Annotated in this window: 18 protein-coding genes and 1 riboswitch; of the genes, 12 read left to right on the forward strand and 6 right to left on the reverse strand. The window is 35.5% G+C overall.

Annotated features, from left to right (window positions below; genetic code table 11):
• Positions 1 to 299: 299 nt before the first annotated feature.
• Genes NH288_RS07500 through NH288_RS07510 form a run of 3 tightly spaced genes read right to left on the reverse strand, consistent with a single transcriptional unit; the run spans position 300 to position 2,786 of the window.
• Positions 300 to 992, reverse strand: coding sequence for an LrgB family protein (locus NH288_RS07500; protein WP_265214388.1), 693 nt, complete (start codon positions 990 to 992; stop codon positions 300 to 302).
• Between the two features lie 11 nt (positions 993 to 1,003).
• Positions 1,004 to 1,351 carry a CidA/LrgA family protein gene (locus NH288_RS07505; protein WP_265214334.1) on the reverse strand — a complete coding sequence of 116 codons (348 nt, stop codon included), beginning with the start codon at positions 1,349 to 1,351 and terminating at the stop codon, positions 1,004 to 1,006.
• Between the two features lie 10 nt (positions 1,352 to 1,361).
• Entirely contained in the window at positions 1,362 to 2,786 is a 1,425-nt protein-coding gene (locus NH288_RS07510) for an FAD-binding oxidoreductase (RefSeq protein ID WP_265214336.1), read from the reverse strand.
• Positions 2,787 to 3,161: 375 nt separating this feature from the next.
• Here NH288_RS07510 and NH288_RS07515 point away from each other — a divergent pair, with 375 nt between their 5' ends.
• From NH288_RS07515 to NH288_RS07545, 7 genes are all read left to right on the forward strand, one after another.
• Positions 3,162 to 4,298 carry an acyl-CoA dehydrogenase gene (locus NH288_RS07515; protein WP_265214338.1) on the forward strand — a complete coding sequence of 379 codons (1,137 nt, stop codon included), beginning with the start codon at positions 3,162 to 3,164 and terminating at the stop codon, positions 4,296 to 4,298.
• Positions 4,299 to 4,308: 10 nt separating this feature from the next.
• Positions 4,309 to 5,118, forward strand: coding sequence for an electron transfer flavoprotein subunit beta/FixA family protein (locus tag NH288_RS07520; RefSeq protein ID WP_265214340.1), 810 nt, complete (start codon positions 4,309 to 4,311; stop codon positions 5,116 to 5,118).
• Positions 5,119 to 5,127: 9 nt separating this feature from the next.
• Positions 5,128 to 6,129: an electron transfer flavoprotein subunit alpha/FixB family protein gene (locus NH288_RS07525; RefSeq protein WP_106460784.1), complete on the forward strand. Its 1,002-nt coding sequence runs from the start codon at positions 5,128 to 5,130 to the stop codon at positions 6,127 to 6,129.
• Between the two features lie 379 nt (positions 6,130 to 6,508).
• Positions 6,509 to 7,288, forward strand: a complete 780-nt coding sequence (locus tag NH288_RS07530; protein WP_265214343.1) for an enoyl-CoA hydratase-related protein — start codon at positions 6,509 to 6,511, stop codon at positions 7,286 to 7,288.
• An 11-nt stretch (positions 7,289 to 7,299) separates the two neighbouring features.
• On the forward strand, positions 7,300 to 8,142 hold the full coding sequence (locus NH288_RS07535; protein WP_106460782.1) for a 3-hydroxybutyryl-CoA dehydrogenase: 843 nt from the start codon (positions 7,300 to 7,302) through the stop codon (positions 8,140 to 8,142).
• 32 nt (positions 8,143 to 8,174) lie between these two features.
• On the forward strand, positions 8,175 to 9,356 hold the full coding sequence (locus tag NH288_RS07540; RefSeq protein ID WP_265214346.1) for an acetyl-CoA C-acetyltransferase: 1,182 nt from the start codon (positions 8,175 to 8,177) through the stop codon (positions 9,354 to 9,356).
• A 142-nt stretch (positions 9,357 to 9,498) separates the two neighbouring features.
• A complete protein-coding gene (locus NH288_RS07545) occupies positions 9,499 to 10,848 on the forward strand; it encodes an acetyl-CoA hydrolase/transferase C-terminal domain-containing protein (RefSeq protein WP_265214347.1) in 1,350 nt (449 codons plus the stop codon).
• 54 nt (positions 10,849 to 10,902) lie between these two features.
• On the opposite strand, the gene NH288_RS07550 is transcribed toward NH288_RS07545, so the two are convergent.
• A complete protein-coding gene (locus NH288_RS07550) occupies positions 10,903 to 12,276 on the reverse strand; it encodes an aspartate kinase (protein ID WP_265214348.1) in 1,374 nt (457 codons plus the stop codon).
• A gap of 122 nt (positions 12,277 to 12,398) precedes the next feature.
• Positions 12,399 to 12,539, forward strand: a riboswitch (Lysine riboswitch).
• 82 nt (positions 12,540 to 12,621) lie between these two features.
• Here NH288_RS07550 and lysA point away from each other — a divergent pair.
• Genes lysA through NH288_RS07575 form a run of 5 tightly spaced genes read left to right on the forward strand, consistent with a single transcriptional unit; the run spans position 12,622 to position 17,502 of the window.
• Positions 12,622 to 13,926 (forward strand): diaminopimelate decarboxylase, encoded by a 1,305-nt coding sequence (gene lysA, locus NH288_RS07555; protein ID WP_265214350.1) that lies wholly within the window; start codon positions 12,622 to 12,624, stop codon positions 13,924 to 13,926.
• Positions 13,927 to 13,936: 10 nt separating this feature from the next.
• The gene (locus NH288_RS07560) at positions 13,937 to 14,920 is read left to right on the forward strand and encodes an aspartate-semialdehyde dehydrogenase (protein WP_265214352.1); all 984 of its coding nucleotides are present in this window, start codon (positions 13,937 to 13,939) and stop codon (positions 14,918 to 14,920) included.
• Entirely contained in the window at positions 14,920 to 15,801 is an 882-nt protein-coding gene (gene dapA / locus NH288_RS07565) for a 4-hydroxy-tetrahydrodipicolinate synthase (RefSeq protein ID WP_265214390.1), read from the forward strand. Before NH288_RS07560 ends, dapA begins: the two co-directional genes overlap by 1 nt.
• A complete protein-coding gene (gene dapB / locus NH288_RS07570) occupies positions 15,795 to 16,556 on the forward strand; it encodes a 4-hydroxy-tetrahydrodipicolinate reductase (RefSeq protein WP_265214354.1) in 762 nt (253 codons plus the stop codon). The genes dapA and dapB overlap by 7 nt, the downstream gene beginning before the upstream one ends.
• On the forward strand, positions 16,549 to 17,502 hold the full coding sequence (locus NH288_RS07575) for a diaminopimelate dehydrogenase (protein ID WP_265214356.1): 954 nt from the start codon (positions 16,549 to 16,551) through the stop codon (positions 17,500 to 17,502). The genes dapB and NH288_RS07575 overlap by 8 nt, the downstream gene beginning before the upstream one ends.
• Here the strand turns inward: NH288_RS07575 and NH288_RS07580 are convergent.
• Both NH288_RS07580 and NH288_RS07585 read right to left on the reverse strand, forming a co-directional pair.
• Positions 17,495 to 18,166: a hypothetical protein gene (locus NH288_RS07580; RefSeq protein WP_265214358.1), complete on the reverse strand. Its 672-nt coding sequence runs from the start codon at positions 18,164 to 18,166 to the stop codon at positions 17,495 to 17,497. The genes NH288_RS07575 and NH288_RS07580 overlap by 8 nt on opposite strands.
• The gene (locus NH288_RS07585) at positions 18,157 to 18,615 is read right to left on the reverse strand and encodes an aminoacyl-tRNA deacylase (RefSeq protein WP_265214360.1); all 459 of its coding nucleotides are present in this window, start codon (positions 18,613 to 18,615) and stop codon (positions 18,157 to 18,159) included. Before NH288_RS07585 ends, NH288_RS07580 begins: the two co-directional genes overlap by 10 nt.
• Between the last annotated feature and the right edge of the window lie 52 nt (positions 18,616 to 18,667).

The raw sequence follows: 18,667 nt of genomic DNA on the forward strand, positions 1-18,667 counted from the left end.
TATTCTTTTATTACTTTTTTCTTTAATTCTAAACTATATTTTTTCATTGCAGCCTCTTTTCTAGCTACAACTTTTGGGGAGTCCTACAGACCATGCGGAAGGTCCCTTGGGGCTCCCCCTTGAGACGAAGATTCAATTGTAAATAAAAATCAATTATTAAATGGTTAAGTTACGAAGCTAATAAGTATATAAGGTAAGCTATTAATTGTAAAAGTTATAATAGATAATAAAATAAATTAAAATTTTCTAAGATTAAAAGAGGGGATTTTTAAAAGGGGCTTTTGTAAGCCCCTTTAAAGTTAAAATACTATTCCTACTATCATTATTGCCACTGGCATTAATATAACTGTCATTATTCCTGCTATAGCAATTGATAAACCACTCATTGCTCCTTGGACTTCTCCCATCATCCTAGCTTCTGATGTGCCAACGGCGTGGGATGATGTGCCTATTGCAACTCCTTGAGCTACTGGGTCTGTTATCTTGAAGATTTTCATTACAAGTGGGGCTATTACTGCTCCTGTCACTCCTCTTATTACTACTGTTATAGCTGTTAGAGCAACGATTCCTTGGTATTCTCCAGATAGGGATATTGCTATTGCTGTTGTTATTGATTGTGGTATTAAGGATATTGTTAAATCTTTTCCAAGACCTAATACTTTTGTTAGTCCTATGGCTAGTAGCATTGATACTATTGATCCTATCAAAACCCCTACCAGGATTGGTATGATGTTTTTCTTTAGGACATCGAGGTTTATGTAAAGGTCTATGATCATTGCAACTGTTGCTGGTCCTATGAAAAATGCTATGAAGTCTCCGCCAAGCTTATAGTATTCATAAGGGATTCCTGTTACATATAAGAATCCTACTATAAGTAAGATTGCTATTAGCAAAGGATTTGCTAGGGCGGTTTTTAATTTTGAGTTTATCCATTTGGCGATTTCATAGGCTGCAAAGGAGAGGATTATTCCAAAATATTGGTTATTAAATATTGCTTCCATATCTATTTTCTCCTTTTTTGCAAGGTTTGCACTACTAAACCTGTTACAACCATTGTAACTGCTGTTCCAATTAGAACTGAGATTACTAAGGCAGGGATTTTGCCTTTTATAACATCATAATTTGCTACAATTCCTACTCCGACCGGTACAAATAAAAAAGCTAGGTTTATTAATATACCATCTGATGTTGTCTTTACATCTTCTACCTTTAAGATATTGAAGCGAAGCGCTAGGAAAAGATAAAACATTCCATAAACTGCTTCTGGAACAGGAAAGTTAATTATTTTCCTTGTGAGCACGCCTAGAAAAAGGCATGCGCACAGGATTACAAATTCTTTTAGGTATTTCATTGATCTGTCCTTAGTCTACAGATACAACTTTTCCTGGATTTAGAATCATGTTAGGGTCGAATACTTTTTTGATTCCCCTGATTAGATTTGTATTTATTTCTCCTTCAAATTCTCTCATGTATTGTAGTTTACCGTGGCCTATACCGTGTTCACCTGATAGTTGTCCACCAAATTCATAGGCTTTTGTATAGATTTCTTCCATGAAATCATGAACTTGTTTGTTGAATTCTTCTTTTTTGTCTTCGTCATTTGATACTGCGTAAATGTGGAGGTTACCATCACCTGCGTGGCCAAATGATTGAACGTCGAAGTCATATTTTTCGCCTGCTTCATTTACGAAGTTGATGAATTCTGCTATCTTGTTGATTGGAACTACTACGTCGCACTCATCTACTAGTTTGTATTGGCTGTCGATTGCTTCTAGGAAGGAGCTTCTTGCTGCCCATGCATCTTTTATAGCGTTTGGAGTATCAGCTACAAGTACATCGATTGCACCATTTTCTACTAGTAATTCTGCAGCTTGTTCCATTTGTAGGTCGATTTCATCTTCATTATCGCCATCGAAGGTGATAAGTAGGTAAGCATTAACATCTGTGCCTTCTATGTTTTTAGGGAAGGTTTCTTTACCTATGTATTTTTCAGAAGCTAGAATAATTTTTCTTTCCATAAATTCTATAGCTTGTGGTTTTAAGTGAGCTCTAAATAGCACTGGAACTGTTGCTATACAATCTTCAAGTGTTTCAAATGGAACTATTAGAGAAATTGTATGTTTAGCTTGTGGAACTATTCTTAGTGTTAATTCTGTTATAATTCCAAGTGTACCTTCAGAACCTACCATAAGGTCTTTTAGAGAATATCCTGTAGATGTTTTAGAAACTACAGCACCAAATCTTGTAACTTCACCTGTAGGAAGTACTACTTCCATAGCTCTTACGTAATCTCTTGTTGTACCGTATTTTACAGCTCTCATACCACCGGCATTTGTTGATACGTTTCCGCCAAGTGTTGCAAATTTTTCGCCTGGATCAGGTGGGTACATATAGCCTTTAGATAGACAATCTTCAGCAAGATCGTGTAAGTAAACACCAGGTTGTACCTTTACTACTAGGTTATCAAGATCGTATTCAAGGATTTGGTTCATTCCTTGCATATCAATCATTACTCCGCCGTTGATAGCAACACCTGATCCTACAAGTCCAGAACCAGCACCACGAGCTAGTACAGGTATCTTATGTTCATTACAAATTGTAAGAATGGTAGATACATCATCTGTAGATTTAGCTTCGATTAATACATCTGGTTGGTAAGAACCGTAGATAGGCATTTCATCGTGGAAAAAGTCTTCGTTGATATCGTTTCCCGCATAAACTTTGCCAGAAACATAGTCTCTAAATTGTTGAATGATATTTTCATCAACTTTGTTATAATCAGTCATATTTATCCTCCTTATGAAACTGACACAAACTATATTGTTTGTCTTTAATAGTATAACAAAAATATTTAATCAAATCAAATTAAAATGTTAAAAAAAAATACATGATTATTTTGACAAGAGCAAGAAAACGTTTGAAAAAGCCTTGATTGCAAGTATAGTTTAATTAAATAGGATTTGCTAAAAAATATTTTTTACGAGGGTATTTATACTTTTTCCATCGAGATTTAGTTAAAATACCTAAGCTTTTATGCTTATTTTGTAAAATTTTTGATTTTTATTTGACAAAGTCCCATTTGATTGTTAAGATAATAACAGTAGGATAAGCCTGTAAGAAATATACAATCTTATAGGTAATATTAGTAATAAGGAGTTAATATGTATAAGTTAAACGAAGAACAATTAGAAATGCAACAAATGTTTAGAGATTTTGCAGAAAAAGAAGTTGCTCCAATAGCAATCGAAATTGATGAAGAGCACAGATTCCCTGAAGAAAATGTTGCTAAAATGCAAGAATTAGGATTTTTTGGTATTCCTTTTGATGAAGAATACGGTGGAATCGGACTAGATACACTTACATACGTACTTTGTGTTGAAGAATTATCAAAAGCATGTGCTTCAACAGGAGTTATAGTTTCAGCTCATACTTCACTTTGTGCTGATGCTATTAATAAATTTGGTAATGAAGAACAAAAACAAAAATACCTAACACCACTTGCTTCAGGCGAAAAATTAGGTGCATTTGCCCTTACAGAACCAGATGCTGGTACAGATGCTTCAGGTCAAAAAACTGTAGCAGTTAAAGATGGTGATGAATATGTACTTAATGGTACAAAAATCTTTATAACAAACGCTGGTTATGCTGACACATATGTTGTATTTGCTATGACAGATAAATCACAAGGAACAAAAGGAATCTCAGCATTTATAGTTGAAAAGGGAACACCTGGTTTTGATTTCGGTACTAAAGAAGATAAGATGGGTATCAAAGCTTCATCTACAATGGAATTAGTATTTAGAGATTGTAGAATTCCTGCAGCAAACCTACTTGGCGAAGAAGGCAAGGGCTTTAAATATGCTATGCAAACACTTGATGGTGGTAGAATTGGTATAGCTGCTCAAGCACTAGGTATAGCAGAAGGAGCTTTAAATAAAGCTGTTAAATATGTTAAAGAAAGACAACAATTTGGTAGACCAATAGCTAAATTCCAAAATACACAATTTAAATTAGCTGAAATGGCTATCGATATAGAATCAGCTCGTCACCTAGTTTATAAGGCAGCAACCCTTAAAGATGCTGGCGAAAGCTATACAGTAGCAGCAGCAGAAGCTAAACTTAAAGCATCAAGAGTAGCAATGGATGTTACAACAAAAGCTGTTCAATTACTTGGTGGCTATGGTTATGTTAAAGAATACGAAGTAGAAAGAATGATGAGAGATGCAAAAATTACAGAAATCTATGAAGGTACTTCAGAGGTTATGCTAATGGTTGTATCAGGTGCACTATTAAGATAAGAGGTATTTAATGAATATATTTGTATGCGCAAAGCAAGTTCCAGATACTAACGAAATCAAAATTGATCCAGTTACTAATACCCTAATTAGAAAGGGAGTTCCAAGTATCCTTAATACTTACGACGCTTTTGCCCTAGAGCAAGCTCTAAGAATAAAAGATAAAGATCCAGAAGTTAAAATCACAGTTATCTCAATGGGACCTCCACAAGCAGATCAAATGCTTAGAGATTGTCTAGCAGTAGGTGCTGACAATGCTTACCTAGTTACAGATAGAAAATTTGGTGGTTCAGATACTCTAGCTACTTCATATATAATTTCAGAAGCTATCAAAAAAGTAGCTGAAACTGAAGGACAACCAGACATGGTATTTTGTGGACTTCAAGCAATCGATGGTGATACAGCTCAAGTAGGTCCAGAAATAGCTGAACACTTAGGACTTCCACAAGTAACTTATGCTTATACAGTAGAATTAAATGATGAAGGAATAAAAGTACTTCAAGAAGTAGAAGGTGGAGCTAGAAATATCCAAATGACACTTCCAGGTCTTGTAACATTTACAAAATATGGTGATGAAGATTTAAGATATCCAAAAATCAAAAATAAATTAAAAGCTAAAAAAGCAACTATCGAACAAATTACACTTGAAGAACTTAAAGATACTATAGATGAAACAGCTATAGGTCTAAAAGGCTCACCAACAAGAGTAAACAAATCTTACACACCAACAGTTGAAAAAACTGGTGAAATGTTTGTAGATATGGAAGCTGGAGAAGCTTGTGATAAGCTAATAGCAGCTTTAGCTGATAAGAAGCTTATTTAAGGAGGAACTATGTCAGAAAATAAAAACCTTTGGGTAATAGTCGAAACTAAAGAAGATGGTTCAGCTGTAAATGTAGGTCTTGAATTATTAAATCCAGGCAGAAAAATGGCTGACACACTTGGTGGAGACCTAGTAGCTGTTATAATCGGTCAAGATGTAGCAAAAGCTAAAGAAGAAGTAAAAGATCATGGTGTTGATAGAATAATCACTTGCGAAGGTGAAGTATACAAAGATTACAGCACAGATGTTTATGCAAATGCAATAGAAAAACTTGTTGAAAAATACAACCCAGACACAATCTTAATTGGTGCAACAAACCAAGGTAGAGATTTAGGCCCAAGAGTTTCAGCAAGACTTCACACAGGACTTACAGCAGACTGTACAGAACTTGATGTTGATGCTGAAACAGGAAATGTACAATGGACAAGACCAGCATTTGGTGGTAACTTAATGGCACAAATCCTATGCCCAGACTCAAGACCACAAATGGGTACAGTACGTCCAGGCGTATTCCCTAAAGAAGCATTCGGTAGAAAAGATAATATCGAAGAAATCGAAGAAAATATAGAATTTACAGGTGAAATCAGAACAAAAATCCTTGACTTTATCCCAAGAGATGAAGGAGATGATGTAGATTTAGTTGGAGCTGAATTTATCGTATCAGGTGGACGTGGTCTAGGCGATCCAAGCAACTTAAAGCTTATTGAAGACCTAGCAGAAGCCCTAGGTGCAACAGTAGGATCATCTCGTCCATTAGTAGACTCAGGATGGATTTCTCATTCACACCAAGTAGGTCAATCAGGTAAAACTGTAGCACCTAAGGTATATATAGCAGTAGGTATATCTGGAGCTATCCAACACTTGGCTGGTATAAATGCGTCAGATACAATAATTGCTATAAATAAAGATCCAGATGCTCCAATCTTTGATGTTGCAGATTATGGTATCGTAGGAGATTTATTTGAGGTAGTACCTGCACTTATCGAAAAGATAAACGCTAGAAAAGCTTGATAATAAAATATAAGGCACTCTTGCAAAATGAAAGAATATAATTAAAGGCAAAGGCTGATGGTAGGCTTATAGGAATCCTATAAGCCTGCTAGAAGGCTGATTTAAAAGTCTAGATAATTAAAATTTATTTTCACTTGCAAAACTGCCTTTTTTATTACATGGTATAGACAAAATATAGTCAATCTTATATACTAGGATAAAATATAGAAAATAATCATTAAAAATTTAACTATTTTTGTTAAAAAATATACATATTTGATTGACAAAAAAATATCAACTGTTATAATAATTATATAAGGATATACTTTTGGGTATATAAAATAATAGCCCAGATAAACTTAGATTAGATGTTGCAAACGATTTATAAAAAGGGGGATTAATGGAATACAAAACTCTAAAGTATGAAGTTAATGGTTATGTTGGCAAATTAAGTATCAATAGACCAGAAGCTTTAAACGCACTTAATTCAGAAGTACTTGATGAACTAGATATTTTAGTAGAGGAAATTAAAAAAGATAATGACCTTAGATGCCTTATAATCACAGGAGAAGGCAGAAGCTTTGTTGCAGGAGCTGATATTAAAGAAATGTCAACTCTTACACCTATAGAAGGCAAAGAATTTGGTGCAAAAGGACTATCAGTATTTAGAAAAATTGAGTCACTTCCAATTCCAGTAATAGCTCAAATTAACGGATTTGCCCTAGGTGGTGGATGCGAACTTGCTATGAGTTGTGATTTTAGAATAGCTAGTGAAAAGGCTTTATTTGGTCAACCTGAAGTTGGTCTTGGCATAACACCAGGTTTTGCTGGAACACAAAGACTACAAAGATTAGTTGGTCCTGGCTTCGCTAAATATTTAATATATACTGCAAACAATATCAAAGCTGACAAGGCTTATGAAATTGGACTTGTACAAGAAGTAGTAGAAGCTGATAAGCTTGAAGAAAGAGTAAACGAACTTGCAAACAAGATTGCTGGCAATGCTCCAATAGCTGTTAGAGCATCAAAAGAAGCAATAAATGTTGGTGGACAAGTTGATATTGATAGTGCAATAAAGGTTGAAGAAAACCTATTTGCTCTAACATTCTCAAGTGAAGATCAAAAAGCAGGCATGGAAGCTTTCCTAAACAAGGGTAAGGCAGAATTTAAAAATAAATAAGGAGATTTTAAATGAAAATTGGTGTAATTGGTTCAGGAATAATGGGTGGCGGAATTGTAGAAACTGCTGCTAAAAGTTATGAAGTTGTTGTAAGAGATATTAAAGATGAATTCTTAGAAAAAGCAAAAGCTAGAATAGAAAAATCTTATGCTAAACAAGTTGCTAAAGAAAGAATGACAGAAGAAGCTAAAGAAGCTGCACTTAAAAACATTTCTTATACAACAGAAGTTAAAGATTTAGCTGATTGTGATGTAGTAATCGAAGCTGCAACAGAAAATCCTAAACTTAAAAAAGAAATTTTTAAAGAATTAGACGAAGTAGTAAAAGAAGGTGCAATCCTTGCTTCAAACACATCTTCACTTTCAATAACAGACATAGCTGCAGTTACAAAAAGACCAGAAAATGTAATTGGTATGCACTTCTTCAATCCAGTTCCAGTTATGAAACTTGTTGAAGTTATCAGAGGTCTTCATACATCTGATGAAACAAACAAGGCAATCTTTGAACTAGCTGAAAAACTTGGCAAACAACCAATCGAAGTTAAAGAAGGCCCAGGTTTTGTAGTAAATAGACTTCTAATCCCAATGATTAACGAAGCTGTTGGCGTATTAGCTGATGGACTTGCAAGTGTTGAAGATATCGATAAAGGTATGCAACTTGGTGCAAACCACCCTATGGGACCTCTTGCTTTAGGAGATTTAATCGGTCTAGATACATGTCTTGCAATCATGGAAGTTCTTTACAATGAATTTGGTGATAGCAAATATAGACCATGCCCACTTCTAAGACAAATGGTAAGAGCAGGAGACCTTGGTAGAAAAACAGGTAAAGGCTTCTACGATTACAGCAAATAAGATTGAATAGAGAAAGAATTTAAGGAGATAATATGACTAAAAAAGTAGTAATAGCAAGTGCAGCAAGAACACCAGTAGGCGCATACGGCGGAGCATTCAAAACAGTAACAGCTAGAGAATTAGGTGCAGTAGCAGCTAAAGCAGCAATCGAAAGAGCTGGAATTAAACCAGAAGATATAGACGAATCAATCCTAGGTTGCGTACTTCAAGCAGGTAATGGCCAAAATATTGCTCGTCAAATCGCACTAGATGCAGGTATTCCAAAAGAAAAACCAGCAATGACTCTTAACATCGTTTGTGGTTCAGGTCTAAGATCAGTATCATTAGCAGCTCAAATGATCCTTGCAGGTGATTGCGATGTAGTACTAGCAGGTGGTACAGAATCAATGTCTAACGCTCCATACCTATTAACAGATGAAAGATGGGGAGCTAGAATGGGTGATAAAAAAGTTGTCGATGAAATGATCAAAGACGGACTTTGGGATGCATTCAATGACTACCACATGGGAGTTACAGCTGAAAATATAGCTGAAAAATTCGGCCTAACAAGAGAAGAACAAGATGCCCTTGCTGCAGACAGCCAACAAAAAGCTGCAAAAGCTAGAGCTGAAGGTAGATTTAAAGATGAAATCGTACCAGTAGAAGTAAAGGGAAGAAAAGGCAAAGTTACTGTAGTAGATACAGATGAATACATCAAAGAAGGCGTAACAACAGAAAGCATTTCAGGCCTAAGACCAGCTTTCATCAAAGATGGTACAGTTACAGCTGCTAACGCTTCAGGTATCAATGATGGTGCTGCTTGTCTAGTAGTAATGAGTGAAGAAAAAGCTAAAGAACTTGGCGTAACACCACTTGCTACAATAGTTTCTTATGCTACTGAAGGTGTTGATCCAAAAATCATGGGTACAGGCCCAATCCCAACAGTAAGAAAAGCTCTAGAAAAAGCTAACCTAACACTAGAAGATATTGACCTAATCGAAGCTAACGAAGCATTCGCAGCTCAAGCTCTTTCAGTAATCAAAGAACTAGGTTTAAACACAGACATAGTAAACGTAAATGGTGGAGCAATAGCAATTGGTCACCCAGTTGGAGCAAGCGGAGCAAGAATTCTTACAACATTACTATATGAAATGCAAAAGAGAGACTCTAAAAAAGGTATCGCAACACTTTGTATAGGTGGCGGTATGGGTACTGCAGTAATAGTAGAAAGATAAGATAGTTTTTAAAGTATGCGGATATTCTTGTCTGCATACTTTTTTTGCTATTATTTAAGAAATTAACAGAAAAGATTGATAATTTTTTTCAATAATGGGTATAATTTAATTAAGAAAACGATATTACAAAGGAGTTTTATTAATGGACTATAAAAAACTATACGAAGAAAAGCTAATCACAGCCAAAGAAGCTGCTGCAATGGTAAAAGATGGTGACTGGATTGAACTTGGTTGGGCAGCTCTTACTCCAGTTGATTTTGACAAGGCCCTAGCTGCAAGAGTTGATGAAGTTAAGGATGTAAAGGTAAGAGGAGGCGTTGTTCCATATATGCCATATGTAGGAGCAGCTGATCCAACAGGAGAGCATATCACATATCATTCTTGGCATGCATCAGGTACAGAGAGAAAATTAATAAATAACAACAAATATGGTGCTTACTTTATGCCAATTAAATATAGTGAGCTTCCAAGATATCTTGCAGAAAATGCTGAGAGAGCAGCTATAAGTGTAATCCAAGTATCACCAATGGATAAGCATGGCAACTTCAACTTTGGTGTTTCTGCATCACACACAATAGCATCTTTCCAAAATTCTGACAAGATTATTCTAGAAATAAATGAAAACGTACCAAGAGCTCTTGGTGGTTTTGAAAACTTTATCAACATCAAAGACGTAGATTATGTATTTGAATCAAGCAACTATCCAATGCTAACTCTTCCAAGTGCAAAATTTGGTGAAGAAGAGCTAAAGGCTGCCAAATATGTAGTAGATATGCTTCGTGATGGAGATACAATTCAATTAGGTATAGGTGGACTTCCAAATGCTATCGGTTCTCAAATAGCAAAATCTGACCTAAAAGATTTAGGCGTTCACTCAGAAATGTATGTAGATGCCTTTAGAGAAATGGCCCTAGCAGGTAGGATAACAGGTCTTAAGAAAAACATAGACATAGGCCGTCAAACTTACGCTTTCGCGGCAGGTAGCCAAGAACTCTATGACTATATAGATGACAATGAAGAATTAATGGCAGCACCAGTTGATTATGTAAATGATGTAGGAGTAATAGCATCTCTTGATAATTTCGTATCAATCAATACAGTCCTTCAAGTAGACCTTTGGGGACAAATTTCAGCTGAAACCGTAGGAACAAAACATATTTCAGGAGCAGGTGGGGCCCTTGACTTTGTACTTGGAGCTTATAGATCAAAGGGCGGTAGATCAATAATTTCACTTATTTCTTCTAAAGTTAATAAAGAAGGTAAGAGAGTTTCAAATATCGTTCCAACCTTTGCACCAGGAACTCAAGCAACAGCAGTAAGGTCTAACACCCACTATATAGCTACAGAACAAGGTATAGTAAACTTCAAGGGTCTAACAACCTGGCAAGCAGCCGAAGCTTTAGTAAGTCTAGCTCACCCAGAAAATAGAGATGAATTAATAAAACAAGCAGAAGAATTAGGAATCTGGAGAAATACCAACAAGAGAATCTAAGATTTAAAAATGCCCTAGCATTGGTTGTTCAATGCAGGGTAATTTTTTTGAAAATTATAAGCTTTCTTCTTCATAAATTGACTTATAAAGGGCCTTAAGAGCCTTATCCTCATCGTCCTTGTCTATAAAGATAAAAAGGGAATTGTTGCTAGCCCCCTGGATAATATATTCTATATTTACATTTATATCATCAAGAACTTTAGAAAAAATGTAAAGAGCCTTACTCATCTTATCCTTAAGACCTTCTCCTACTATAGCAATGGCCTTTAACCTGTCATTAAGGTCTAATTCATCAAGGTCAAAAGATGAATTGATGGCGTTTATAATAGAAAGTTTTCTAGATTTATCTTTTATATATGTGCTTCTAACAAGGATAGAAACAGAGTCGATAGATGTAGGGATGTGCTCAACTGCAATATGCATATATTGGAAAATATCAAGGACATTTTTGATATAACCGATTTTTCTATTCATCATATATTCAGTCAAGGTAAAGGAAGTAAAAGCTCCTACATCAGATATTCCTATGATTGGATTTTCACTTATATCTGTCCTATCTTTGGAAATGATAGTACCACCTTCATCAGGATTGTTAGTGTTCTTTACGTGTATTTCAATATTTGTATCAAGAAGGGGCTGGACAACATCCTCTTGGAAAATCTCAAAACCATTGTAGGATAATTCCCTCATCTCTGCATATGAAATATTTTTGATAGGGGCAGGATTATAGAACATATTTGGATTTGCTGAATATATATAGGTCATATCTGTATAATTTTCATAAATATCGCAAGAAAGACCTTTAGCAACCATAGATCCTGTTATATCTGACCCTCCCCTTGAAAATGTGAGCCTATAGCCTTCATCATTGTAGCCGAAAAATCCAGGAATGACTAAAATATCCTTACAATCTTCATGTTCTTTAATCAAATCATAGGAAATATCTAAAATTTTGGCATCATTTAAAGAGTATTCAAGTCTTATTCCAAGGTCTTCTGGGGATATGTATTTTGCTTCAAGACCTACTTTTTCAAGGTAGGCTGCTATAAGCCTTGCGTTAAAATCTTCTCCAGCAGACTTGATAGCATTTTCTAGATAAAAATCATCATCTATGTTTTCTAAAAAGCAAATAAGAATTCCTTTAAAAGAATCTACAAGGCCAAGCTCAAGACCAAGGTCCCTTGCAATATCTTCATATCTAAGTATTATCTTCTCCAAGCTATTTATGTAGCTAGGGCTATCTTGCTTATAGTCCTTATAGAGATTTATCAAAAGGTCTGTGACTTTTATATCTGCCTTAAATCTCTTGCCTGGTGCAGAGACAACGATGGCCCTTATGTCCTTATCATTTTTTACAATATTTGTTAATTTTTTTATTTGATTGGCGTTAGCTACTGAGCTTCCACCAAATTTAGCTATTTTTTTCATATCATATTCTCCTATTGTATTAAAGTATACCACTTGTTGCATTAAAATGAAACAATTTGCATAAAAATAATTTAAAACTTGACAAAATACATAATAACTGATAGACTATTTAATAAATACAGATTTAGTTAAGGGGTCGCGGTTGCAAAGATTAGGAGAACCGAAAGGTGTAACCGCCGAAATACATGGTATTGGTCATATGTCAAATAGGTATATGACTGTCAAAAAGATGTGCCAAATCTTTTTGGAGTACTTGCTAAGTCAGGCGAAAGGAAGATCATGAGCCTTTTGCTTGTGGTCTTTTTCTTTTTGGGCCAAGTATTAAGTCATGATTTAGGAGGGAAAATGTTAGAAAAAAACTATGAATATATAGACAATATTCTCCATATTGGTGGGGTTTCGACTTTAAAATTAGTAGAGGAATATGGAACGCCCCTTTATGTATATGATCAAAAATTAATAAAGGATACGGCAGCTTGCTTTTTAGAAAATTTTAAGTCAGATACCCTAAGAACTGAGGTGATTTATGCATCAAAGGCACTTTCCAATCTCTATATCCTTGGCCTACTAGCCAAAAAAGGAACTTTTGTAGATGCTGTTTCAATGGGGGAAATATTTCTAGCCTTGAAAGCAGGTTTTAAGCCTGAAAAAATTCATTTTCATGGTAATAACAAAACAAAAGAAGAACTTGCCTATGCTATAGACAATAATATTGGCCTGATAATAATAGATAATTACGACGAATTTAAATTAATAGAAGATTTGCTTTTAAATTCTGATAAAAAAATTGACTGCCTACTTAGGATTAATCCTGATGTGAAGACATCAACTCATAAATATATCCAAACATCAAATGCTGATTCAAAATTTGGAATAAATATAAGAGATGAAAAATTAAAGGATATAATAAAAGAGATGGTAAATTCAAAGGCCATCAAGCTTCTTGGTTTTCACGCTCATATAGGTAGCCAGGTCAATGAGCTTGGATTTTTCAAGGAAGAAGCTGATATCTTACTTAGATTTACTAAGGAAATGGAAGAGGCTTTAGCCTATAAATTTAAGGCCATAAATTTCGGTGGAGGCTTTGGTGTTAGGCAAAATACATCGGATCCTTCTTATGATTTGAAAGCCTTCCTCAAAGAATTTATAGGATACATAGAAAAATCCATTAAGGATTATGACTTAAGCATTGAAACTGTTGGAATCGAGCCAGGTAGGTCTATGGTAAATCAAGCAGGTACAACTCTTTATAGGGTAGGATCTGTAAAACATACACTAGAAGGCTTGCCTCTTGTTTTTGTCGATGGGGGCATGAGTGATAATATCAGACCTAGTCTTTATGGGGCTAAATACGACGCTCTCCTTGCGAATAGGGTCAAGGGGGAAGCTTTAAAGACTTATAGGGTGGCAGGTAAGCTTTGTGAGTCAGGTGATATCTTGATAGATGAAGCAAGGCTAAATAACCCACAAAAGGGAGATACCCTTGCTATAGAAAATACTGGAGCCTACTCTCTTGCCATGTCTTCATCCTACAACAAGCAGCTAAAGCCTGCTGTGGTATTTGTGGAAGATGGCAAGACTAGTCTTGCTGTAAAAAGAGAAGCTTTAGAAGATTTGTTAATAAATGATTTAGAATATATTGAAGATTAAGGAGAAAATAATGAGAAAAGTAAATGTAGCGGTAGTTGGTGCAAGTGGCTTAGTTGGTAGAAAGATAAGGGAAATCCTTGAAGAGAGAAATTTCCCTGTAGAAAAACTCTTTGCCTTCGCTTCCAAAAAATCAGCAGGAACAAAAATTGAATACGCAGGTAGGGAAGTAATAATTGAAGAGCTCAAAGAAGACTCATTTGATGGCAGGGGAATCGATATAGCTCTATTTGCAGCAGGTGGATCAGTTTCTGAAAAATACATACCACTTGCCATAAAAAATAAGATAAAGGTCGTAGATAACTCTTCATATTTTAGGATGGACAAAAATGTTCCATTAGTAATTCCTGAGGTAAATCCTGATGATATCAAGCAAGATGATATGCTAATAGCAAACCCAAATTGTTCTACAATCCAATCAGTCCTTGCTATTTCAAAAATTCACAAAGATTTTGGTATTGAAAGAATAATCTATAACACCTACCAAGCAGTATCCGGTGGTGGGGAAAGAGCCCTTGAAGACCTCTATGAAAAGAAAAATGACCACTGGAAATACAAGATTTATGACAATGTTCTTCCTCAAATCGATGTGTTTTTAGATAATGGCTACACTAAAGAAGAGATGAAAATGATTGATGAAACAAGGAAAATCCTAGATGATCAGGATTTAAAAATCACAGCTACAGCCATTAGGGTACCTGTAAGCAATTCTCACGGTGTATCAATTAACCTTAAACTTAAAAAAGACTTCACTCTTGATGAGATTAGACAGACAATCAAAGCTACACCAGGAGTAGTTTTAGAAGATGATATCAAAGAAGAAATCTACCCAATGCCAGCCTTTGTTTCAGGCAAGGACGAAGTCTTTGTAGGTAGGATTAGAGAAGATTATTCTTGTGAAAGATCTCTAAACCTATGGACAGTTGCCGATAATATTAGAAAGGGAGCTGCCCTAAATGCAATAGAGATAGCTGAACTTTTAGTGGAGGATATGTGATGATCTTTAAAGGCTCTGCTGTAGCAGTAATAACGCCATTTGATGAAAATTTAGATGTGGATTATAAGGCCTATGACAAAATCTTAGAATTTCATCTAGAAAATTCTACCGATGCCCTAGTTGTGTGCGGAACCACTGGTGAAGCCACAACTATGACAGAAGATGAGAAGATAAGACTAATTAAATATACGGTAGAAAAAATTGATGGAAGGATGCCGATAATTGCGGGCACAGGTTCAAATGACACCTACTCTGCGGCAGCCTTTAGCAAAAAGGTCAGCGAAATAGAAGGAGTGGATGGCTTGCTAGTAGTGACTCCTTACTATAACAAGGCCACAAAAGAAGGTCTTTACGAGCACTTTGCCTATATAGCAAAGAATTCATCTAAGCCAATTATTTTATACAATGTTCCATCAAGAACCAATGTAAATATCGACCTTGATACTACATTAAGGCTTGCTCAAATTGAAAACATAGTAGGTATTAAGGATGCTACAGGAGATTTAGCATATACAGCGAAGCTTTTAGCCCATAAGCCAAAAGACTTTGCGGTCTATTCAGGAAATGATGATGTAACCCTTCCAATGCTTGCCCTTGGCATAGATGGGTCTATATCAGTACTTGCCAATATCTTGCCAAAAGAAAACCACGATATTTATGAACTTTTTAAGGCTGGACAAACTGACCATGCAACTAAGCTTCATCTAAAATACATAGATCTAATAAAAGATTTATTTATAGAAGTAAATCCAGTTCCAGTTAAGGCTGCAGCAGCAATGGTGGGCCTTTGCCAAAATACTCTTAGACTACCTTTAACACCTGCAAATAAAACCACAGAAGCAATTTTAAAAGAAAAATTAAGGGAGCTTGGCCTATGTTAAAGATTTTATTAGTTGGTGCAAGAGGAGCCATGGGAAGGACCTTAGCAGAAGTGGTAAGGGAAAATGATAATTATAAGATTATTGCCGGAATAGATAAGGATTGTGATGGGGGCAGCGACTTTCCAATCTATGATTATTTTTTAAAAGTAGAAGCAAAGGCGGATGTCATAATAGATTTTTCAAATAGGGCTCTCCTAGATGATATTATTTCTTATGCAAGTTCTAGGGAAATTCCAGTAATTTTTGCTACAACAGGCTATACAGACGATGACTTGGCAAAAATCAATAAGCTATCAGATAAGATAGCCTTCATGCAAGAGGGAAATTATTCCCTTGGCATAAATATTATGCTTGAGGCAGCAAGGCTTTTAGCCAAGGGCCTAAGTGATTTTGACATAGAGATAGTAGAAAGCCACCACAACAAGAAAAAAGACAACCCATCAGGCACAGCTAATATGATTTTCGATGCGGTAAATTCTGCAAGAGATAATAAGCTTAACAAGGTCATGAGAGCTATGACCCATGATGATGAAAGAAAAGCTACTGATGTAGGCATTTCATCAGTCAGGGCTGGATCAATAGTAGGAGAGCATAGGTTAATATTTGCTGGAGTCGATGAGGTCTTAGAAATAAAACACCAGGCAGGGTCTAAAAAAATATTTGCTATAGGAGCTCTCAAGGCAGCAAGTTTTATAGTGGGCAAGAAGCCAGGAAGATATGATTTTAAAGATGTAATAAGAGGTATGGATGATTAGAATAGGAATAGTTGGTTACGGGAATTTAGGAAAATCAGTAGAAAAGGCAATAAAAGAAAGCCTTGACATGGATCTTGTGAAGATATTTTCAAGGAGGAAATTAGACCACGAATCTTATGAGTCTTTAGATAATATTTTAGCTTATAAGGAAGATGTTGATCTTTTAATCCTTTGCGGGTCATCAGATAAGGACATCATGGCCCAAGGTCCGAAGCTTTTAGAAAATTTCAATACCCTAGATTCTTTTGACAATCACGCAAAGATTAAAGAATATTATCATATGATGGATGAAATAGGCAAGAAGGCTAATAAGCTTGCCTTAATTTCTACAGGTTGGGATCCAGGACTATTTTCCCTCCAAAGGCTAATAGGCCAGGCAATCCTCCCACAAGGTGCAACTTATACATTTTGGGGCAAGGGAGTAAGTCAGGGCCATTCAGCTGCTTGTAGGGCAATTGATGGGGTGATAGATGCCACCCAATACACCATACCGAGGGATGAAGTCCTAGAAAGAGTTAGGGCAGGGGAAGAAATCGAATTTGACCCTCATAAGGCCCATCTTAGAGAGGTTTTTGTAGTTGCTGAAGAAAATGCTGATAAGGTCAAAATCGAAGAGGCCATAAAGACCATGCCAGATTATTTTGTAGGATATGAAACTATAGTCCACTTTATAAGCCAAGAAGAATTAAATAAAGACCACAAAGAAATGGTCCATGGTGGTTATGTATTTAGAAATGGAATGGCTTCAGGATCTACTAGGTCTGTAATAGAATTTAGCCTAGATTTAAAAAACAACCCAGACTTTACGGCAGCTTGCGATATAGCCTACGCCAGGGCAGCTTATGCCCTAAAAAAAGAAGGCAAAAAAGGTGCTATCACCGTCTTAGATGTAGCACCAAAATATTTATCCTTCAAGTCTTATGAGGACTTGATAGATTCTATTTAAGATTTCTTGGGGTCTTTAAATTACTTGCTAGCCCATAAATGGGCAAGAGATATTTAAAGGCTCCTGGATTTTTTTCTTTAATAAATGTTATGAGATCAAGCATCCAAACCACCACATATTTGCTTAGGTAAAAGGCCTGGATACCATTAGCAAGGATTGACCTTCTGCCATTTATGACGATATCATCCCTCATTTCTTTAAAATAATCCAAAAGCTCCTTCCTATTATCATCATTTATAATAATCGAATCAATTAGGCAGGCAAGACTTGGTAGATATTTTTCATCAAGGTCATTAAAGGAAAAATAAATAAGGCCACCCTCAGATAAGTAAATATCATCTTTCGACCTATCATCTTTAAAATATTGGGACTTTTGGAAATTTTTAAAAAAATGTGGATAAATACCAAATTCATAGGAAGAATTTGCTATAGAATCCTTTAGATACTCAAGTTCATAAGCCCCATTATCAAAAGAAGCGATGAAAATTGGAGAAAGAATGACAAGGAGCCTTAATTTTTCATTATTTTCATCATTTGAAAAAGAAATCCTAAAGGCAGATGACTTTTGGCTTTTATTTACGCTTATACCTATGGGATTAAGGGAATAATCAGAGCCAAATTCAAATCTTTCAATTCTTTTTCCTGTAAATTTTTCTAAGAGCATTGGATTAAATCGGCATACTTACCAGAGCTTGCCTTTATTAAATCATCTGGCTTTAGCTTAAGGCTGTGACCAACCTTGCCTGCAGATACTTTTATAAATTCAAGATCTTTGGCCTTCTTGTCAATAAAGACTGGGAAATTTTTCTTAAGAGCAAGGGGAGTAGTGGCTCCTCTTTCATAGCCCACAGTATTTTTTAAATCCTTAAGATGAAGCATAGAAAGGGACTTGACCCCAATTTCCTTAGCAGCCTTCTTAAAGTCTATTTCATCTGCCCCATTTAAGACAAGGATGTATATATCACCATTTTTAGATTCGCAAGCTAGGGTCTTAAAGACTGTAGCTATGTCAGTTCCATTTTCTGCTGCTAAATCAGTTGCAGAAACAAATTCGTGGTCTAATTCATAGTCTATATGTTCATATGGTATTTTTTTCTTATCTAAAAATCTCATTGCATTTGTTTTAATTTCTTTTTTGATAATAATCACCTCAGAAGAATTATAC

The sequence above is a fragment of the Anaerococcus sp. NML200537 genome (assembly GCF_026131715.1).
Taxonomy (GTDB): domain Bacteria; phylum Bacillota; class Clostridia; order Tissierellales; family Peptoniphilaceae; genus Anaerococcus; species Anaerococcus kampingae.

Bases quoted from the DNA above. Each gene is read 5' to 3' on its own strand.
- NH288_RS07520 (WP_265214340.1), top strand. From the start codon at position 4,309: ATGAATATATTTGTATGCGCAAAGCAAGTTCCAGATACTAACGAAATC.
- NH288_RS07585 (WP_265214360.1), bottom strand. From the start codon at position 18,615: ATGAGATTTTTAGATAAGAAAAAAATACCATATGAACATATAGACTAT.
- NH288_RS07545 (WP_265214347.1), top strand. From the start codon at position 9,499: ATGGACTATAAAAAACTATACGAAGAAAAGCTAATCACAGCCAAAGAA.
- NH288_RS07515 (WP_265214338.1), top strand. From the start codon at position 3,162: ATGTATAAGTTAAACGAAGAACAATTAGAAATGCAACAAATGTTTAGA.
- NH288_RS07540 (WP_265214346.1), top strand. From the start codon at position 8,175: ATGACTAAAAAAGTAGTAATAGCAAGTGCAGCAAGAACACCAGTAGGC.
- NH288_RS07560 (WP_265214352.1), top strand. From the start codon at position 13,937: ATGAGAAAAGTAAATGTAGCGGTAGTTGGTGCAAGTGGCTTAGTTGGT.
- dapA (WP_265214390.1), top strand. From the start codon at position 14,920: ATGATCTTTAAAGGCTCTGCTGTAGCAGTAATAACGCCATTTGATGAA.
- NH288_RS07505 (WP_265214334.1), bottom strand. From the start codon at position 1,351: ATGAAATACCTAAAAGAATTTGTAATCCTGTGCGCATGCCTTTTTCTA.
- NH288_RS07535 (WP_106460782.1), top strand. From the start codon at position 7,300: ATGAAAATTGGTGTAATTGGTTCAGGAATAATGGGTGGCGGAATTGTA.
- NH288_RS07550 (WP_265214348.1), bottom strand. From the start codon at position 12,276: ATGAAAAAAATAGCTAAATTTGGTGGAAGCTCAGTAGCTAACGCCAAT.
- dapB (WP_265214354.1), top strand. From the start codon at position 15,795: ATGTTAAAGATTTTATTAGTTGGTGCAAGAGGAGCCATGGGAAGGACC.
- NH288_RS07530 (WP_265214343.1), top strand. From the start codon at position 6,509: ATGGAATACAAAACTCTAAAGTATGAAGTTAATGGTTATGTTGGCAAA.
- NH288_RS07575 (WP_265214356.1), top strand. From the start codon at position 16,549: ATGATTAGAATAGGAATAGTTGGTTACGGGAATTTAGGAAAATCAGTA.
- NH288_RS07580 (WP_265214358.1), bottom strand. From the start codon at position 18,166: ATGCTCTTAGAAAAATTTACAGGAAAAAGAATTGAAAGATTTGAATTT.
- NH288_RS07525 (WP_106460784.1), top strand. From the start codon at position 5,128: ATGTCAGAAAATAAAAACCTTTGGGTAATAGTCGAAACTAAAGAAGAT.
- lysA (WP_265214350.1), top strand. From the start codon at position 12,622: ATGTTAGAAAAAAACTATGAATATATAGACAATATTCTCCATATTGGT.
- NH288_RS07510 (WP_265214336.1), bottom strand. From the start codon at position 2,786: ATGACTGATTATAACAAAGTTGATGAAAATATCATTCAACAATTTAGA.